Origin of the sequence: Microcoleus sp. C2D2 (assembly GCF_036702495.1) — a bacterium.
Lineage (GTDB): Bacteria > Cyanobacteriota > Cyanobacteriia > Cyanobacteriales > Microcoleaceae > Microcoleus.
Map to the genome: position 1 here is coordinate 44,876 of NZ_JAUBTO010000004.1, position 19,398 is coordinate 64,273.

Below are 19,398 nucleotides of genomic sequence, written 5' to 3' on the forward strand. Positions count from 1 at the left end.
ATTAATCTTTAAAAAATTAACATGATCGACCTAGAGTTACCCCAGCCCGATCCATTCACCAACCTCAATGTGACGCTGCTGCTAGAATCACTCACATCCGGAGAAGTTGTGGCATCTGTCAGAGAGTTTCCCGACTGTCAAGTGAAAGCAGAAACACGAGAAGCGGCGATCGCACAAATTAAAGCTACCTTTTTAGAACGGCTCAAAAATATTGAAGCGATTTCATGGAACGTGCCGATTCAGGCTTCAGAACCAACCTGGATGAAATTTGCAGGTGTCTTTAAAGACGATTCCGATTTGGTGGCAATGGCGATCGCACAAATGAAAGCTACCATTTTAGAACGGCTCAAAATTATTGAAGCGATTTCAGGGAACGTGCCGATTCAGGCTTCAGAACCAACCTGGATGAAATTTGCAGGTGTCTTTAAAGACGATCCCGATTTTGTGGCAATTATGGAGTCAATTCGCGCCGAACGAACCTCAGATGATGAGTCAGAAGTCGATCCTTCCTATTACCTGTAGAGGTGGCTTTTTGTGTCTCGATATATTCTGGATACGGATTGCGTTTCAGATATTTTCTACAATCATCCCCATGTCACTGCTAACGCGGCCAAGCATCAGGTTGCTGTCACGATTGTCACAGTTCAAGAACTCTTCAATGGCTGGGTTGGCAAGATTAACGATCCGTCCGAGGTGCATAACCTACCTGGACTCTATTCTCAACTTTGGACAACTGTAAAATTTCTGCAAACTATTGAGGTACTGGACTTTACACCGGAAGCTGATACTTGTCTCAAGAAACTGTTAAAAGATCACCCGCCCCTGCGGAAAAATCGCCTGCAAAAAGATATGCGGATTGCAGCCATTGCTTTATCCATCGGTGCTACCGTTATCACTCACAACCAACGAGACTTTTGTCAAGTTCCTGGACTCTCGATCGAAGATTGGACGCTTGATTCCTAACTCCTAAGTGCTGACTGCTGACTGACTAAGGCAAAAACTTGGGAACTTGATATTCGCGACTTTCGGCGATCGCAATTTGCAAATCGCCCATTTGGCGGTCCAACTCATCTATTGTGCTTTGCAGAACAGACTTCCACTGTTCCCTAGTTTCCCAGCGAATCAACATCACCACCTCATTTTCCACCGAATCCACCCAAATTTCTTTGCCCAAAAAACCGGGGAAATTTTTTAGTCCCGCCGTCCAAACTTCTTCATCTCGTTGAATAAACGCCTCCCACTTTTCCGGAGGTACTTTAAATCTCAGCCACTCGATTACCATATTATTTCCCCTGTAAATCACTTGATTTTAGATTTTAGATTTTAGAATTGATTGTACAGCCGCACTCTGGGGGCTTAAACAATCCTGGACGCAAAAAATGGTTCGACGCGCGAATTATAGCCGTAAGGTGCGCCGAAGAACACCCTACATAATTAGGTTCTGCATAAGTCCTGCTCAACTAAAATCTCAACTTTTTTGCTCTGGGCGACTTTCGGCGGCAGCTTGTCTCCAGCTTTGGGTGAAGTCAATTAATCATTGCCGATCGCAATTTTAATTATCAACTCCGTTCCCTCTCCCGGACGCGAAATACAGTGCAAGTTACCGCCGTGCTTTTCTACTACTAAATGCTGGGATATTGCTAGACCCAAACCTGTGCTCGTGTCTGGAGATTTAGTGGTAAATAAAGGGTCAAAGATGCAGCCGAGGACTTCTTCAGTCATCCCAGGGCCGTTGTCCCTAATGGCGATCGCAACTTCGTTTTCCTCTACCACCGAGGTCCGAATCCGAATTTCGGGATTTAATATTCCAGAGCCCGAGCTGGCCCCAGACAAGAAAGACTGATTTTGCATTTTACCATTCTTTTCGGAATTTCTCCCCCCTTCTTCCAAAGCGTCGATCGCATTTGTCAACAAGTGCATGAACACTTGGTTTAAGTGTCCCGCATAGCAGCGGACTAGCGGCAAATCCCCGTATTCTTTAACTAGAGAAATCCCCGGCCGTCCCCCTTTAGCTTGCAGGCGATTTTGCAAGATCAGCAAAGTGCTGTCCAAACCTTCGTGGATATCTGCAGGCTTCATTTGGGCTTCATCGGTACGCGAGAACAAGCGCAGCGATCGCACGACATCCCGAATCCTTTCCGAACCGACTTTCATTGAATTTAGCAGTTTTGGCAAGTCTTGCGTGATAAATTCTAAGTCTAATTCCTCCATCACATATTTAATTTCCGGCACGGGATGGGGATAATAGTTTTGGTAAAGGTCGATCAATCGCATTAGTTCTTGAATGTAGCCGGTGGCGTGGCTGACATTGCCGGAAATAAAACTAACTGGATTATTAATTTCGTGCGCTATTCCTGCTACCAACTGCCCCAGGGATGACATCTTTTCTGTTTGAATCAGTTGAGTTTGAGTTCGCTGCAAAATTAACAGCGTCTGCTCTAATCTAGCCGCTTGCTGCCGCAGGCGTTCTTCGGATTCTTGCAAAGCAAAAAGAGACTGTTTGCTTTCTGTAATGTCCAATCCCACAAATACCGCCGCCGTATTGTTATGGTATTTTTGAGCGACAATTAGATAAGTTTTATTTTCTCCTCTGATGCTCGCTGTTACTTCTTGAGATGTCTTCTTTTTATTGCTGGCAAAGAAACCGTATACTAAATCGTTAAATTTGGGACTTGTATCTAAAAAACCTACTTTTTGACCGGTAAATACTGCGGCAGGCATTTTATATGCCCTAGCTAAATGTCGGTTTACTCCCAAGTACCGCAAATCGGAACTTACCCAAGAAACTAATCCCGGCACGGCGTCCAAAACGGCTTGAAGTTGCTCTTTCGCCTCTAAAAGCGCTGATTCTGCTACTTGGCGATCCGAAATGTCGCGGGCGATCGCGCAGCGGTATTCGCAGCCGCCGTATTCTAAATAATTGACTTTAACTTCGACGGGAAAACTGGCGCCGTCTTTGGTTTTGTAACTGGTTTCAACAGTGAGGTTGCTTTGCTGCTTTAGTTGCTCCCAGTGCTCGGGCCAATCCGATGCTGGTAACTGCGAATCGATGTCGCTAACCCTCAGGTTTAGCAGTTCCGATTCCGAGTAGCCGAAAAGATGGCAAGCGGCTTTGTTGGCGTAGCAAATTTGACCGTCGGAGGTAGTAATAAAGATTGTATCAGCAGCATTTTCGAGGGCAATTTGAGTTAGTTGCGGTATGGTTTCTAACGGCTTGCTTTTGACCTCGGACAGAAATTTATTATAGTCATTTGTTTGAGCGAGATCGCAGGCTATCTCAGAGGCAAACAGGATCAAACCGCCGATCGCACCTTCGCTATTTTTCCAAGGCTGAAATATCCATTTTACCGACGCGGCCAAAGAGCCACCTGCGATTTTTCCTGATACAGATGCGATCGATGGCCCTGCCACAAACTCGCTGTATTCCAAAACTCCGGCTAAACAAGCCTGGGCATTTTGCTCCCAATATTCCGGGAGATTCGGGAACAGTTCCCAATGATACCGGCCGATCGCCGATTGGCAGCCGAGCCCGCAATCTGTTTCCCAGCGACGAGAAACCGACAGATAGCGCATTTCACAATCTACCATTGCCACGGCCTCGGCGGAGCGCTCCACAAACCGCCGAAGTCGGTCTTTACTCTCGGACACGGCTGCCTCTGCGGGTTGTTGGGCGATCGCGACTGTCCCGTCGGCGTACCTTCCCAGTCCCTGACTTTTTTGCTGAACTGGCTTAGTTTGCACGGTTTGGGATTTCCTCCATAGCTGTCAAGTTTAACAAATTCTGTTTGAGACCAAAAATGCTGTGTTCCCCTGATTTCCCCTCTCGGACGATACCCTTACAGGGTATCACCCCTCAGTCATATCATTTTTGATGTCTATATGTCTATCTGTCTACAGGCATTGGTGTCAACTTAAGACCAAATCTATTGCCCGACTGCTGTTTGACGATTAGGCACAGATGGCCCGGGCGATCGCCGAATAGCCGGATGGGACTCGAGTGCTCTCTGGTCTCCCCCGACTATTGGGGGGCGCAAGAGGGGGAGCAAGACTCGGCAAAAAACGAGAGATACAAAGGATTTTAGGTGATTGTTGACACCAATGGTCTATAGGTACTCAAGCAATTTTTCCCCCAACTTTGAGATTCAGAAGATTTCCTGGTGATTGTTCGGTATTTGATACATCCAAAAAGAATGCAACTGTAGGCCCGCGATCCAAACCTTGAGCTTCCTCACTCATTCCCAATTCTTTAATTGAAAATCGAAAATCGAACATGGTATGAGATCGTGCAGTCAGTGCGATCGCGCAGATAGCTGGAGAATTTAAGAGATAGCTCAAACAAATTTGTGCGTAAATTCACTGGTAAAATCCACTCTCCCTTTGCGTAACATTGCAGGATCTAATCTTTCAGCAGTGTTGCAAGTCATCAAAACTACGAGCTTTTGTCCAAATTGAATCCCGTGCTCGTCTATCACGCTTTGATACAAAGTGCCATCCAGCAAACTCAAAATGTGTTCAGTTTTGTTAGTGCGTTGGCCCTCTGCGGTCGATCGATCTTGAGCCAAATTATCAGCCTCATTGATAATAATACAAATCCGCTCTAAATAACTCGGTGGCACAAAATTTTCCACAGCATCGTGGTCTAAGATAAAAATTACATAACCCAGCGGCACTAAAATTTCCTTTGCTACCGCTTGCGTCCAAGCAGTTTTGCCCGTCCCCGGTTCGCCACTGATCAAAACAGCCAACTGATTTTGATCCAGAATTGCCTGCTGAATTGTATCAGTAAAACTTTGAACCTCCTCCGTAAACGTCCGAATTGGGAACTGGCTGTGAACCTGTCCGACGCGGCTTTTGTACCCGCCCAGAATCACCGCTAAATTGTAAGTTGCCTTGCTAACGAGCGGCGCAATATCTTGGGAAATCAGAGTGTAGCAGCGTCTTCCCCTGTCGTAGCTGTCAATTTGCAGCCAGCAGCCTAATCGGGCCCAATAAGCATAAACAGTACCCAAAACTTCCAAGCGTTCCCAGCTAATAAATCGCTCCGGGGCATAAGAAAAATGTCGCTCCATAAAACACTGGGTAATCGCATCCGGTTTTCCCAGCAAATCCAGAACTTTGAAAACAGTAATCTCTTGGAGTTTGTTGAGAACGTAGTCGATGGGAATGCTAGCGCGGCTGACCAATTGTACCACCGGGGTTTCGGTAGCTAAAACGTCTTTGTAGCGGTAATCCGGGTAAACTGGCTGCGGAGTAATGTAATCCCAAAACTCATCCATTTCGTAGCGAGTATTTTCCGAGAATACATTTAAAATATTTGCCCACCAGGTATATTGGTGTCGTCCCATTGCGTCGGCAATGTCGCTAGCTGCACCTAAAGTTTTTTGAGCTAGTTCTAAGGGGTCGCTAGACGCTAAGTGTAGCAGGTGATCCCAATCAAATTGACGGTAAAAAGGTCGCCAGCCCGAGCCGAGCAGCCCTCGATTTTGAGGATTGTTTTGATTGAAATTGTTGTCGCGATCGCCCATATCTTCTGCACTCATTTTGCAAAACTCCTACTTGCTCTTAATTTTAAAACATTTTGGGTACAATTTATACAAAACACCGGAAAGTTCTCAACTTATTTTGAGATAATTGGGTGGCACAAAATCTACTAGCCAAACTTGGTTGGCAGAGCAGTAAAATGTATGGCCGTCGCTTTGCATTGCTGCGGCATCTACAGTAAAGACGGCCGGGATGCCATGTCTTGCACCTACTTGGCGCGCGGTCTGGATATTCACCGACAAATGAACATGATGCCGCGACATTTTCCTAATTCCTTGACTGAGAATAGACTCGACGGCAGTACTACTTGTGCCGTGATATAAAATATCCGGGGGAACAGCGGGTTCTAACTGCAAGTCTACCTCTACACTGTGTCCTTGGTTCGCACGAATTAGAGTGCCTGTGGAGTCGAGTGAAAAGCGCTGCTTGTCGTTTTGCGCGACTACTTTTTTGAGTTCTGCAAGCTGAACTGGAAAGTTATTTTTTTGGCACGCATCGAGGAGTTCGTTAACAGGAACCCAGCCACCTGGAGCGAGTTCAATGCCGATGCGCCCTGGCGCGTGGCGCAGGTGTTTGCTGAGATATCTGCTGATTTTTACTAAGCGAGAATCATTCATGATTTTACTTTATTTATTGAGCTTTTAAATCACCTTTTACAAAATGTTACTAGCGGCTTATTTCGTGGGTGGGCGGCGGGTTTGTTGAATCTGTTTGCACTGCCAGAGGGCGCTTTAGTGAACCCGCCCTACAGGTTTGTTAAAATTTTCATATCGCCAAAAACGAAGGGTTTTACGCGCGAATTCGAGCGGTAAGGTGCGCCCTTAAAAACCTACATAATTAGGTTCTGCGTCCGGGAATGAAAAAGTTTTCGGTGTGCGAGTTCTCACGAGCTTTATCTTTTGATAATTATCAAAAAATCTGCATTCTGCCATGCCTTCTACCTGGGGATAACTCCGCCAAAAATAGCAAAATTTAGATAGCGCCAGTGACATCCTGCGTCGGCAAAACCTGCTTCTGCAAGCCACTTGGTCTGCTCTTCCACAGAGGAGGGAATATCTTCTCCTAGATATTTTTGAAACCAGGCTGCATCGTCTTCTCCGTTAGCTTTCATGTACTGCCGCCACAACTGTTCGTATTGCTCAGTCAGCCGGGGAGTAGCACCTGTCACAATATCTCGAATTAGCAAGATTCCCCCTGGATTCATCGAGTGGAAAAGTTTGTGAAATAGCTGTTGTTTACCTGCGCTGTCGAGGTGGTGGATTGCCAACCCTGAAACTACCAAATCGTAACCGCTGCCGAAATCATCTTCGGCAAAGTTTCCTTGCTGCAAGGTCAGCCGTTCTCGGACAGCGGACAAGTTAGTTTGGCAAGTTTTTAGCATATTTTGCGCCATGTCAAAGGCGAGGACTTTTGCTTGAGGAAATGCTGACAAAACCACAGCCGACAGTATGCCAGTTCCCGCGCCTAAATCCAGAACTTTTATGTTAGCATTAGTTTCAGAAGGGATTAACTGCAATATTACATCGTGTTGTTCGCGATAGCGCGGAATCAGGCGAGGAATTAAGCCGTCATAATCAAATGCTCCTTGTTCAAAGTGCTCGCGTACAGCGTCTAAATTCACAGACTATTTTCCTCAAATTGTTAATAGTTGAGTGCGTCAATGCAGTTGGGCGGCTCTCTCGTTTGAACTTATATTACATTTTATAATACAAAAATTATACAGCCCTGTCAAGATGTAGAAGAAAATAATTTAACAGAAGTTGCCGACGATCGCAAGACACGGACTTTCTTCGCCCAAACCCGCCAATGATTAGGGAACTGTCTAGCCATACACATATATCTGCTTGAGTGGATCTGAGGCAGAATGCCACAGACCCGAAAGCCGGCCCTTGAGGAGACTTTGTGCCAGATCCGAGGAGTAATTGTGAGAAAAAAGTTGACGGTTATGCTACCCGTTTAAAAGAAGAATGGAACTGTAGGCGTGCGATCCACACCCTAAATTTCTCAGTAATTCCCCCTAGTAAAATATAAAATATAAAATATAAAAGGGTATTAGCCAGCAGCGGACGATCGGCTAGATATGAGAAAATCAGTCCTCAGATTGACAAAATTTAGCCAACTATAAATAAAAATTGAGGTGACTCCCGAGTCGATGTCCTGCCAAATTTTCAGGAAGATGAAGAGATGCAAAATATTGCACCCGCCGACGCGGGAAAGAAAATAGTGACAATGAATCAGGATGCGAGTAGATTAGGTGTCAGCCGTCAGGGGAAAATAGAAGCAATGGAAATCCAAGAGCGGAGCAAGGATAAGCCGGATCGCCCAGGCAAAATTTATACGACAAAAAAACTAGATTCGTCGCTGCAAGAATGTTTAGATTTTCAAGGAGCGATCAACAGATCGGCACTTGCGGTGAGGACTGACGCGCGAGGAATTATCAACTACGTCAGCGATCGAGTTTGCTCCATGTCCAACTATTCGCGCCCCGAACTGATCGGCTGCCACTTTGGCATCCTCCATTCGGAATATAAGTCTTCGGAATTAATCAAAAATCTGCTGTCAACAGTTGCCAAAGGTGAAGTTTGGCAAGGAGACATTAAGAATAAAGCCAAGAATGGAAGTGATTATTGGGTGTACGCAGCAGTAGTTCCGCTGTTGGACTGCAAGGGAAAACCCTGTGAGTATTTGGCGATCGGATTCGACATCACCGATCGCAAAGCCGTTGAAGCAGCCCAAGCCGAAGCCAACCGGGCAAAAGACGAATTTCTGGCGATCGCCTCCCACGAACTGCGATCGCCCCTGAGCGCGATTTTGGGATGGGTGCAGCTAGCTCGATCGCGCAATTTCAACCAAGCCACCACCAACCGTGCTTTGGAAATCATCGAGCGCAACGCCAAATTACAAAACCGGCAAATAGACAATCTCCTCGACCTTTCGCGGCTGCTGCGGGGGAAAGTGTGCCTGAACATTGGCCGAGTTCACCTCCCGTCGATCGTAGAGTCTGCGATCGCCACCCTCTGCCCCGAGGCTTCGGCCAAAAACATCCGCGTAGAAACACATTTTGACCCCGCCGTCAGCTACATTTTGGCAGATGCAGAACGCTTGCAGCAAGTAGTCTGGAACCTCCTTACCAACGCCATCAAATTCACCCCAGAATCGGCACCAAACCCAGTTCAAGTGCGGACTGAGCCTACTGAGTCAGGCGTCTTGATTCGGGTCAGCGACAGCGGTTGCGGGATCGACCCCAAATTTCTGCCCCACATCTTTGACTACTTCCGCCCTGCTGAGAGCTTCCAGACCAAGGAACAGCACCGGCTCGGGCTGGGGCTCTCAATTGTGCAGCACTTGGTGGAACTGCACGGGGGAACTGTTTGGGCTTCGAGTCCCGGCATCGGTCAGGGGGCGACCTTTGGGGTGGTGCTACCGATTGCCCAGCAAAATGCACAGGACGATCGCACTGCTGCGATCGCCCAAATGGAAAGCAGACCCGGATCGGTTTCCAAACCCCTAGCGGGAAAGCAAGTCCTGGTGGTGGAAAGCAGCGTCGAGATCCGGCAATTTCTCAAAACTGGCCTCGAAGCATTTGGAGCCAAGGTAACAGCGGTGGGTAGCGCCGGCGAAGCGATGGCCGAGTTGCAACAGTCGCGGCCCGACGTGTTGGTGAGCGATATGACGGTTTCCGGAGCTGACGGCTGCGATTTGATCCGCCGCATCAGAGCAATGGAAAGGTTCGAGCACAGGGAACTGCTGCCGGCCGTGGCGCTGACGGGAGGCCTCCAGGAAGAAGATTCGGCCGAAGCGCTGGAGGCGGGGTTTCAGAGGCATTTGTCGAAGCCGGTGGAAGCGACTCAGTTGGTGAGCGCGATCGCCCAATTGGCTGGACTGACTGGATTCGGCTCCGGAGAGTGGGGATCGGGAAGTATCGGGGCGATCGCACCCCAGGACTCGCTGCCGGAACATAACAGTTTTGACGACAAAAATAATGAGGAACAATTAACAACTGACAGCAGAGAATTACCGCTGTTGCTAGTAGTAGAAGACAACAATTTTCTGCAGGCTTACCTCGAAACTTTATTAACTCCGTACTATCGAGTCGCCGTCGCGAGTGACGGGGTTGAAGGTTTAGAAAAAGCCAAAAGTTTGCAGCCAAATTTGATTGTGAGCGACCAAGTCATGCCCAGACAAAACGGACTGGATTTGCTCAAGGAGATTCGGAGTACGCCAGAATTGAGTTCGACTCCGGTAATCTTTTTGACAGCGCGATCGGGGATGGAAGCTCGGATCGAAAGTTTGGATGCGGGTGCTGACGATTATATTGCAAAGCCTTTTGACGAGAGGGAATTGCTGGCGAGGGTGAGAAATTTGTTGCGATCGCACTCAGCCGAACAGCAGTTGGCGCTTCTCAACCGTCAGTTGCAGCAGCAGAAACAGCAGTTGGAAAGTGTGAATCGAGCCTTGCAGTATTTGGCAACTTACGACAGTTTGACTGAGGTAAAAAACCGCCACTCTTTTAATCAATACCTCGATACGGAATGGCGGCGTTTGGCGAGGGAAGAAGCACCGCTGTCTTTGATTATGTGCGACATCGATTATTTCAAACTTTACAACGACACTTACGGTCACCAAGCGGGGGATGAATGTTTGCGGCAAGTGGCGGCGGTTATCCAGCATTCGGTAAAGCGAGCGGCCGATTTAGTAGCGCGTTACGGTGGAGAAGAATTTGTAGTAGTTTTGCCGAATACGGATATTGAAGGTGCCACTTGCGTAGCTCAAATGATCGCACAACAGGTGCGGGCTTTGCAAATAGTTCACGCTAAGTCTGCTGTCAGCGAATACGTGACGCTGAGTTTGGGTGTAGCTTGCTGCATTCCCGCGCCGAAGTCGCAGCCGGAGGCGCTAATTGCGCTCGCCGACGAGTCGCTTTATCAGGCGAAAGCATCAGGGCGCGATCGGGTTTCGGTTGCCACATTTCAATGATAATAGTTATTAGTCCTTAGTTATTAGTTTTTTGTCAGTTCACTGCGATCGAATTGGAAAAACTAAATATCTTACAAAAATAGGTTCGTAGTAAGGACTTCTGTCCTTAACTCCGACTTAATAAGCATTAAAGTCCTGACGAAAAACTTAAATTATTTCCACTAGCACTAGAATAATTATAGGATGTCGGATCGTGATAGTAACATTAAATCAACCCCAAGACCAAAGGCTAGTCCACTCCGAGATTAGCTGGCAACAATTCAAACTAATTCAGCAGGGTTTTTCTAACTCCCCCGGTATCAGACTGTTTTATTATAACAGTGAGGTAGAAATCTTGTCAGTCTCGCAAGAACACGAAATTTTCAGCAGAATGATTGCCAGCTTGCCGATCGACTACTTTGTTGAAAAAGACATCGAGTTTAACCCTTTGGGTAGCTTTACCCAAGAGAAGGGAGAGGAAGTCTCGGCTCAAGCTGACGAATCCTTTTTAATTGGTAAGTCAACAGGTATTACCCCGGATATTTCCATCGAAGTAGTGTTTACCAGTGGGGGAAAGCGCAAGCTAACTCGCTACCAAGCATTAGGAGTACCCGAAGTTTGGTTTTGGGAGGATGGAATATTTGGCCTGTATCATTTGCGATCGCACGGTTATGAAAAAATTGACCAAAGCGAAGTTCTGCCCGGTTTAGACATCAACCTGCTGTCTCGCTGCTTGCTGATGGCTTCTAGGGTTGAAGCCGTTATGGAGTTTCGGCGCGGGATTTCTGGGGTTTAAAGTCCCAGTGGCTTGGGCGATCGCTCCCCTATTTATAAATATATTATTAGGATACAATACTCACCTTTATATTCTTTCATTTGCTGGCGCTGACGCTGCCTCAATTTTATACCAATCACAAAAAGTATTGCAACACTTATTAGTGTGGGGCGAGGTGCAACGGAGGGTTGTTTCCTGAACTATTTTGTCAGGTGCGTCGCTACTAGATTGTCAATTTTTTTTTATTTTAGATAGCCGCACCAGGCTCAGCTACTACAGTTACGGTTGCATGAGTTTTTTTAATTGCTATTATTATCAAAATCCCAATCTCCCTGTTTCGTTATGATTGAATTCAAGTGCTTTTTCCGCCTGTATAATTAGGCTGGCTGTGCAGCTTTGTTCCCGCGATTTTTAAGGAAATAACGGTTCAATTATCCCTCGGACATTGCAGTCTAATCTACTTGAATAACTAAAAAAAAACTCCCCATTGGGAGCAATTTTAACCTCAATTTCTTCGTCAGATCCAGCCAATACAAACAAGTTGTGGGTTCTCTCGTCAACACAGACAAGGGGAATAGGTTGCAATGCCAAATATGTCAAGTAGGGGCGGGTTTCACCAACAATCTTTCATTCACATCGATAATATCTATAAACCCGCCCTCACTGATTCCATCAATTAACCACAATATTTTTAGGGGCGGGTTTCACCAACAATATTTCATTCACATCGACAATATCTATAAACCCGCCCTCACCCAGGCGACTTTCACACTCCAAGATGACGCCTGTGAGTGCAGCAAAGAGTTATGGAATTTGGTTTGTGGCTCTTGACAGCCATATAATACATATGTAGTATAGAGTTGCGGTAGAAAAGCTCGATCGACCGACACCAGCAAACAAAATTGAGAAACAACCTATGCAACCCATCCGACAAGGCGACGTAATTCTCACCCCGGTACCGAAAATCCAAGGAGAAAAAAAACCTCACCTAACTCTCGCCGAAGGTGAAGTCACGGGACATTCTCACCAGATTATTGAGGGACAAGCTGAACTTTACGAAAAAGACGGCACTCTGTACTTGCGGGTGCTTTCACCGACAGCTTTATTGAGTCACGAAGAACACCATGCGATCGCAATTCCCGAGGGTAATTGGATGGTGCGAATTCAGCGGGAATATCAGCCCCAAGGTTGGAGGTATGTCGCAGACTAAGGTTAAAAAACTGACGCCAGAACAAGCAGCTTTGATTCCTGTTTATCGCGAAAAGTGGAGAGCGAGATCGCTTTCCACTGGGCCGATAAATCGCTCGCAAGCGGAGGAAACAATTAAATCGGCTTACAGTGCGATCGGCCTAAAAGCACCGGAAATCATTTTTGTCGATCGCCCCTACGAAGCTGGCGATCTAATCCTCAGTCGAGTTGACAATCCCAGCAGCGAACTGCGCAGCCAATTCGATAGAAAACTTCGCAGCCAGCTAGAAAAACAACTGCGGGGTTATTTGGGGAGCCAACTAGAAAGCGAACTGCACAGCCAACTGCAAACTCAACGGTCAGCTCGACTTTATACTCAACTGCAAACGCAAATGTGGGAGGCGCACCGCAATTATTTAGTTGGCGAAATAGGAAGCCAATTGCTACCGCAAGAGGTGATCGATGAGCGGAGTGGAGACATTTACTGGCAAAGATTAGGAGAACAATTCAGTAATTGCATTCAACCAGAATTGTGGGCTGCTTGTGGCAGTTTGTTGGATTTTTGCATTTCGGTTCTAAATTTACCTCATTCCTACGGCAGAAATTGGATTGTTTTTCAATCGATTGTCCGGGATTGCGGCTGGATTTATCCCTATGACAAAGTTTGCATTGTCTGCTCCAAGCCGATCGCACTTTCCGTTGACCAACCACCGCTTGCACGCCGAAGGAACACCAGCGGTACAATTTGCCGACGGTGTTTCGATTTACGCCTATCACGGCGTTATCTTGCCCGAATGGTACGGCAAGCTGCACCCGGATCAGTGGCAGTCTAAGTGGGTGTTGAAGGAAAAGAATGCGGAAGTTCGGCGCGCGTTAGTTCAGGGAATTACTTACGATCGCATTTGTCAAGAATTAGCGGTGACAGAATTAGATAGTTGGCAGGAATACACTCTTTTAAGCATCGAGTTTGACGATGATTTTAGTATTAGGGGTAATGCAAAGCCAGTTTATTTGTTAAAAATGACCTGTCCGAGCACGGGACACATTCACGCTTTGCGCGTTCCGCCAAATGTGCGATCCTCTTCGAGGGCTTCGCTAACGGCTCAAGAAGCAATTCGCTGGGTAAATTGGGGAACCGAGCCAGAGGAGTTTAGCGTGCAAACTTGAAGATTTTTCATTGCCACACAGGCCGGCAGGGGTTTAAACCCCTGCCGGCCTGAAATTTTACCAAACTAAAGTCAGAATTTATCATGTCAGAACCACAAACAAACCAACCAATTAATCTCAGTAGCTTTGCTGAATGGTGCAAACACAAAGATAGTCTTTCAGAATCGGCAATATATACAGTTGAAGTGCTGTTAAACAAGGCTGGCACTTCTGACTGCAATGAAGCCGATCGGATACTTTCAAACCTCACTGAACTGAATCTTAACTGGAATAAAATTACCGATATTACTCCGCTTTCGGCACTCACTAACCTGACATATCTGAATCTTAACTACAATCAAATTACCGACATCACTGGGCTGTCGGCACTCACTAACCTGACATATCTGAGTCTTTCCGCCAATCCAATTACCGACATCACTGGGCTGTCGGCACTCACTAACCTGACATATCTGGATCTTTCCGCCAATCAAATTACCGACATCACTGGGCTGTCGGCACTCACTAACCTGACAGACCTGAATCTTTTCGGCAATCAAATTACCGACATCACTGGGCTGTCGGCACTCACTAACCTGACATATCTGAATCTCTACCAAAATCAAATTACCGACATCACTGGGCTGTCGGCACTCACCAACCTGACAGACCTGGCTCTGGGCCACAATCAAATTATCGATATAACTGGGCTGTCAGGACTCACCAACCTGACAGACCTGGATCTCGAAATGAATCAAATTATCGATATAACTGGGCTGTCAGGACTCACCAACCTGACCAAACTGGAACTCTATTGCAATGAAATTATCGATATAATTCCGCTGTCAACACTCACCAACCTGACCATACTGTCGCTCAGCCAAAATCAAATTACCGACATCACTGGGCTGTCAGGACTCACCAACCTGACCATACTGCGTCTCTGCGGCAATCAAATTACCGATATAACTCCGCTGTCAGGACTCACAAACCTGACAGACCTGGATCTTCAATGCAATCAAATTACCGACATCACTGGGCTGTTGGGACTCACCAACCTGACCATACTGCGTCTCTGCGGCAATCAAATTACCGATATAGCTGGGCTGTCTGGACTCACCAACCTGACAGACCTAAATCTTCAATGCAATCCAATTACCGACATCACTGGGCTGTTGGGACTCACCAACCTGACCATACTGCCTCTCTACAACCCAATTACTGACTTAAATCTGTCGCTCGAACTTACACAGAAGTACCTGACCCTCTCCACGACGCCAATTGATGCTAAAAAAGCTACAGAAACCGTGAAAAATATTTATGTAGCTATTGGTCACAAAGCACCCCAAGTTATTATTTGCAGCAGCCCGCCAGTAGCTGATTTAAATTTTCTCAAACAACTCAAAATTGACTCTAGGTCGCCAAATCAAATATCGCAAAAGGCTACTGGTAATTTAGGATGGGGAAAGTCGTTGCTTAAGGAGTTATTTCAATCGGTGGATGTAGGAGTGAGTCTGATGTTTTGGAAGGAGCTGGGCGATGAAATAATACTAGAGCCGGATACCGATTGCACACTCGTGTCAGAACTTGAGGAATTGGCAATAAATTACCCTGAATCGCGCAAATCTGAGTCTCGATTGTATTCTAACTATCTACAGCCACTAACCCCTACGGATCTGGTGAAGGAAATTCATTTGACTGAATTTTTTATCTCAAAACTTGGTATCACTCTCGACCAAAAAGCCCAAGAAATACTTCGCTGCAAGCAACAGTTGTTCGAGGATTGCGGTTGGATATTTCCGTTTGAGAACATTTGCTTAGTTTGCGATCGCCCCCTGCACCTTCGCTTTGACAGCGCCAACGAGCTACACGCTGAAGGAGAAAGCGCGATCGCCTTTGCGGACGGCTACAGTTTATACTTTCACCACGGCGTTAAATTACCCGAAAAATACGGAAAAGTACACCCCGATTTGTGGCAAGCAGAATGGCTTTTATCGGAATCAAATGCCGAACTGCGTCGAGTATTAATTGAGACAATTGGTTACGATCGCATTTGCCAACAATTGCAAGCAGTAGAATTAGATAGTTGGCAAGAATACACGCTATTAAAAATCGATAACGCCGATCTCGAGCCGATTTATTTGTTAAAAATGACTTGTCCGAGCACGGGATTTATTCACGCTTTGCGAGTGCCGCCCGATCTAGAATCAGCTCAAGAAGCAATTCGCTGGGTAAATTGGGGAATAAATCCAGAGGAGTTTAGCGTACAAACATGAAAAACTGATATTTTACCAAACTTGAATCAAAATTTACTATGCCAGAACAACAAGCAAACCAACCACTTAATTTCAGTAGCTTTGCCGATTGGTGCAAGCACAAAGATAGTCTTTCAGAATCGGCCAGGCATACAGTTGAGATGCTGTTAAAACAGGCTGGCACTTGTGACTGCAAAGAAGCCAATCGGGTACTTTCAAACCTTACTGAACTGCATCTCCCCTCCAATCAAATTACCGACCTAACTCCGGTATCGGGATTCACCAACCTGACCAGACTGCATCTCGAAAACAATCAAATTACCGACATAACTCCGCTGTCGGGACTCAACAACCTCACAAGCCTGCATCTCGACAACAATTCAATTACCGAGCTCACTGGGCTGTCAGCACTCACTAACCTGAGAAGGCTGTATCTCTCCAACAATCCAATTACCGACATCACTGGGCTGTCGGAACTTACAAATCTGACGAGACTGTTTCTCTGCAACACTCCAGTTACCGACATCACTGGACTGTCGGCACTCACCAATATGTTCATACTGAATCTCCACAACAATCAAATTACCGACATCACTCCGGTTTCGGGACTCACCAAGCTGACCAGACTGATTATCTCCAACAATCAAATTACCGATATCACTCCGCTGTTGGCACTCACCAACCTGCCGGAAATTTATCTCTACAACAATCCAATTACCGACTTAAATCTGCCGAAGGAACTTACACAAAAGTACCTTACCCTCAAGACTGCGCCAATTAATTCTGAAAAAGCTACAGAAGCAGTGAAAAAAATCTATGCAGCTATTGGTCTACAAGCACCAAAAGTTATTGTTTGCAGCAGTCCGCAGGTAGCTTCAAAAAAACTCCTCAAACCACTCAAAAATTACAATATATCGCATTATAAAAAATCTGGAAGAGCGGCGGAAAATTTAGGTTCTGGTAAGTCATTGTTGAAGGAATTATTTCAATTAGTGGACGCAGGATCGTCGGCTCTGATATTGTGGAATTGTCTGTGGAATCTAAGAATATTAGAGCCGGATAGCGATCGAATACTCCTGGCAGAATTTGATGAATTGGTAAAAAATTACCGAGAATGGCTGGGAGCTAATTTTCGCTCATATTCTAACTATCTAGAGCCACTAACCCCTACCAATCTGCTGAAGGAAATCCATGTGACTGAATTTTTTATTTCTAAATTTGGTGTCACTCTCGACCAAAAAGCACAAGAACTACTTCGCTGCAAGAAACAGTTGTTAGAGTATTGCGGTTGGATATTGCCGTTTGAGAAAATTTGCGTAATTTGCGATCGCCCCCTGCACATCCGCTTGGACGCTGAAAATCGGCTACACGCTGAAGGAGAACCGGCGATCGCATTTGCGGACGGCTACAGTTTATACTTTCACCACGGCGTTAAGTTACCCGAAAAATACAGAAAAGTACACCCCGCTTTGTGGCAAGCCGAATGGCTTTTATCAGAATCAAATGCCGAACTGCGTCGAGTATTAATTGAGACAATTGGTTACGATCGCATTTGTCAAGAATTAGCGCTGACAGAATTAGATAGTTGGCAGGAATACACTTTATTAAGCATGGAGTTTGACGATGATTTTGATGACGATGGTAATCCAAAGCCGATTTATTTGTTAAAAATGGCTTGTCCGAGTACGGGATTCATTCATGCCTTGCGAGTGCCGCCTGATGTGACATCTGCTAAAGAAGCAATTCGCTGGGTAAATTGGGATATTGACCCAGAGGAGTTTTCCGTGCAAACCTGAGTAATACCAATTTTAAAAAGTCTTGCTACAATCATGAGTCTTATACCAATTGTTAAAAGCCACAGAGCCCCGCGCCGGACTTAGGATCGGCCGTTTCCCTAGCCGAGCATCTGTACTTTACTCAACTGAAAACCGCTATATTGACACAAACATTAATTCATCAAACACTAATAACGTTCCCGCCGTGTGCCAGTTCAAAGGGTGGAATGCACAAACCAGCGATCGCCCACAAACCGTTAATAACATGAAGAAGAAGCCCACCCTCGGATCGAAGGTGGGCTCTGTTCATGCCAGCTTACCGACAGCTAGGCAATCGGGTCTCTTCGCTGGTAGACGTAAAAGCTGGGAAAAAGATCCGAACCTCCGAAAAAACTTCTCGCCCACCATAAAGCCTCAGCTTACCCAACCCGGGAAAATTGCGCCTGCTGCGATGTTCCCCTGACATCGGGGAACACTGGGGCTTAAACTTTTCAAGAGACTTCTGCAAAAAAGCTCGTCTTGGGCCGGCAGGATGCCTAACCCCTACTGCCCACAAGAATTAAACTTGTTCGATAAGGAATGAGAATTAAATAACTTCCACAAGGAAAGTGGGATGGGCGTCCCGCCCGTCCAAAAAGGACGGGCGAGACGCCCATCCCACAATAACAATTAAAATTGTAAGTTATTTAATTCGCGATCCTAAGTGTCATATTCTCCTGTTTAACTTTGATTTCCCAACCGATTAGGCATCGTGATCGTGTGCAAAGCGACGGAACAGGAAATCTAGGGCGTAGTTCCGCAAATTGTAGTATTCCGGATCTTCCATCATTTGAACCCGATCGCGCGGGCGCGGAAAAGGAATCTCCAGAACCTCGCCAATTGTCGCCGACGGGCCGTTAGTCATCATCACCAGTCGATCGGCCAAAAACAGCGCTTCATCAATATCGTGAGTAATCATCAACACCGTACAGCGGTGATCGTTCCAGATTTTCAGCAACTCTTCCTGCAATTCCTCCTTAGTAATTGCATCCAGAGCACCAAAAGGTTCGTCTAAAATCAGCACTTTCGGGCGAATTGCCAAGGCGCGGGCGATCGAAACCCGCTGCTTCATCCCCCCCGAAATTTGCGGCGGTCTTTTCTGGGCAGCTTCTGTCAATCCCACCATCGCCAAATGCTCATTGACGATCGCATTTTTTTCGACCTTCGACTTATTCGGAAATACAGCATTAACCGCCAGGTAAACATTTTCAAACACCGTCCGCCAAGGCAGCAAAGCGTAACCCTGAAACACCACCATGCGATCGGGGCCCGGCTTCGTAATCCGCTGCCCGTTAATCGTCACGGTGCCCTGGCTGGGATGGCTAAAACCCGACACCATATTTAACAGTGTTGATTTGCCGCAGCCCGAGTGTCCGATCAGAGTAATAAACTCTCCCTCAGCTACATTCAGATTGACGTTTTCTAAAGCTCTGTAACCGTTTGGATATTCTTTGTAAACATTGTCCATCACCAAAAAAGGCTGGCGGCGATCGTTCTTAGACTTGATTTTGGTTTTGGTATTCGTCTCGTTGAGAGAAGTATTAATCATAGGTTTGGGAAATTGTGAGTAGGTGATTGGCGAAGGAATAAGGAAGTTCGGCAACGAGCAATGTACGGGATTTAACGGATGTAACGGAGGTCATGAAGAGGGAATTACTAACTAGCAATTAGCACTTAAAAACTCACAACTAACAATTAGCAATTACCCTATTTTTATCCAACT

Annotated in this window: 16 protein-coding genes and 2 pseudogenes; 10 read left to right on the plus strand and 8 right to left on the minus strand. The window is 46.3% G+C overall.

Annotation, left to right across the window (positions count from 1 at the left end):
- Nucleotides 1-21: 21 nt before the first annotated feature.
- A complete protein-coding gene (locus QUB61_RS02485; RefSeq protein ID WP_333123093.1) occupies nt 22-522 on the plus strand; it encodes a hypothetical protein in 501 nt (166 codons plus the stop codon).
- 12 nt (nt 523-534) lie between these two features.
- On the plus strand, nt 535-963 hold the full coding sequence (locus QUB61_RS02490) for a type II toxin-antitoxin system VapC family toxin (protein ID WP_333123091.1): 429 nt from the start codon (nt 535-537) through the stop codon (nt 961-963).
- A 25-nt stretch (nt 964-988) separates the two neighbouring features.
- Here the strand turns inward: QUB61_RS02490 and QUB61_RS02495 are convergent, their stop codons facing one another.
- From QUB61_RS02495 to QUB61_RS02520, 6 genes are all read right to left on the minus strand, one after another.
- Nucleotides 989-1,282 (minus strand): TIGR03792 family protein, encoded by a 294-nt coding sequence (locus QUB61_RS02495; protein ID WP_333123088.1) that lies wholly within the window; start codon nt 1,280-1,282, stop codon nt 989-991.
- 248 nt (nt 1,283-1,530) lie between these two features.
- On the minus strand, nt 1,531-3,741 hold the full coding sequence (locus QUB61_RS02500; protein ID WP_333123086.1) for a PAS domain S-box protein: 2,211 nt from the start codon (nt 3,739-3,741) through the stop codon (nt 1,531-1,533).
- Nucleotides 3,742-4,113: 372 nt separating this feature from the next.
- A complete protein-coding gene (locus QUB61_RS02505) occupies nt 4,114-4,335 on the minus strand; it encodes a hypothetical protein (protein WP_333123083.1) in 222 nt (73 codons plus the stop codon).
- Nucleotides 4,332-5,540: an AAA family ATPase gene (locus tag QUB61_RS02510; protein WP_333123081.1), complete on the minus strand. Its 1,209-nt coding sequence runs from the start codon at nt 5,538-5,540 to the stop codon at nt 4,332-4,334. Before QUB61_RS02510 ends, QUB61_RS02505 begins: the two co-directional genes overlap by 4 nt.
- A gap of 72 nt (nt 5,541-5,612) precedes the next feature.
- On the minus strand, nt 5,613-6,158 hold the full coding sequence (locus QUB61_RS02515; RefSeq protein ID WP_333123079.1) for an RNA 2'-phosphotransferase: 546 nt from the start codon (nt 6,156-6,158) through the stop codon (nt 5,613-5,615).
- A 320-nt stretch (nt 6,159-6,478) separates the two neighbouring features.
- Nucleotides 6,479-7,162, minus strand: coding sequence for a methyltransferase domain-containing protein (locus QUB61_RS02520; RefSeq protein WP_333123076.1), 684 nt, complete (start codon nt 7,160-7,162; stop codon nt 6,479-6,481).
- Nucleotides 7,163-7,725: 563 nt separating this feature from the next.
- Here QUB61_RS02520 and QUB61_RS02525 point away from each other — a divergent pair.
- Both QUB61_RS02525 and QUB61_RS02530 read left to right on the plus strand, forming a co-directional pair.
- Nucleotides 7,726-10,518: a diguanylate cyclase gene (locus tag QUB61_RS02525; protein WP_333123073.1), complete on the plus strand. Its 2,793-nt coding sequence runs from the start codon at nt 7,726-7,728 to the stop codon at nt 10,516-10,518.
- Between the two features lie 193 nt (nt 10,519-10,711).
- A complete protein-coding gene (locus QUB61_RS02530) occupies nt 10,712-11,293 on the plus strand; it encodes a Uma2 family endonuclease (protein WP_333123071.1) in 582 nt (193 codons plus the stop codon).
- Nucleotides 11,294-11,683: 390 nt separating this feature from the next.
- On the opposite strand, the gene QUB61_RS39720 is transcribed toward QUB61_RS02530, so the two are convergent.
- A complete protein-coding gene (locus QUB61_RS39720; protein ID WP_445300165.1) occupies nt 11,684-11,872 on the minus strand; it encodes a DUF6888 family protein in 189 nt (62 codons plus the stop codon).
- A gap of 316 nt (nt 11,873-12,188) precedes the next feature.
- On the opposite strand from QUB61_RS39720, the gene QUB61_RS02535 reads away from it, so the two are divergent.
- The 6 genes and pseudogenes from QUB61_RS02535 (at nt 12,189) to QUB61_RS02555 (ending at nt 17,657) form a co-directional block, all read left to right on the plus strand.
- Nucleotides 12,189-12,482, plus strand: a complete 294-nt coding sequence (locus QUB61_RS02535; protein ID WP_333123068.1) for a hypothetical protein — start codon at nt 12,189-12,191, stop codon at nt 12,480-12,482.
- Nucleotides 12,469-13,293: a hypothetical protein gene (locus QUB61_RS02540; protein WP_333123066.1), complete on the plus strand. Its 825-nt coding sequence runs from the start codon at nt 12,469-12,471 to the stop codon at nt 13,291-13,293. The genes QUB61_RS02535 and QUB61_RS02540 overlap by 14 nt, the downstream gene beginning before the upstream one ends.
- Complete coding sequence (locus tag QUB61_RS02545; RefSeq protein ID WP_333123064.1) at nt 13,175-13,627, plus strand: DUF6745 domain-containing protein; 453 nt, start codon at nt 13,175-13,177, stop codon at nt 13,625-13,627. The genes QUB61_RS02540 and QUB61_RS02545 overlap by 119 nt, the downstream gene beginning before the upstream one ends.
- 83 nt (nt 13,628-13,710) lie before the next feature.
- A pseudogene (locus QUB61_RS39725) lies at nt 13,711-14,769 on the plus strand (leucine-rich repeat domain-containing protein); the annotation flags it as partial.
- A 558-nt stretch (nt 14,770-15,327) separates the two neighbouring features.
- Nucleotides 15,328-15,882 (plus strand): annotated as a pseudogene (locus QUB61_RS39730) (DUF6745 domain-containing protein); the annotation flags it as partial.
- 38 nt (nt 15,883-15,920) lie between these two features.
- Nucleotides 15,921-17,657: a leucine-rich repeat domain-containing protein gene (locus QUB61_RS02555; RefSeq protein WP_333123057.1), complete on the plus strand. Its 1,737-nt coding sequence runs from the start codon at nt 15,921-15,923 to the stop codon at nt 17,655-17,657.
- A 721-nt stretch (nt 17,658-18,378) separates the two neighbouring features.
- Here QUB61_RS02555 and QUB61_RS02560 read toward each other — a convergent pair.
- Nucleotides 18,379-19,224, minus strand: coding sequence for a nitrate ABC transporter ATP-binding protein (locus tag QUB61_RS02560; RefSeq protein WP_333123055.1), 846 nt, complete (start codon nt 19,222-19,224; stop codon nt 18,379-18,381).
- Nucleotides 19,225-19,398: the final 174 nt, after the last annotated feature.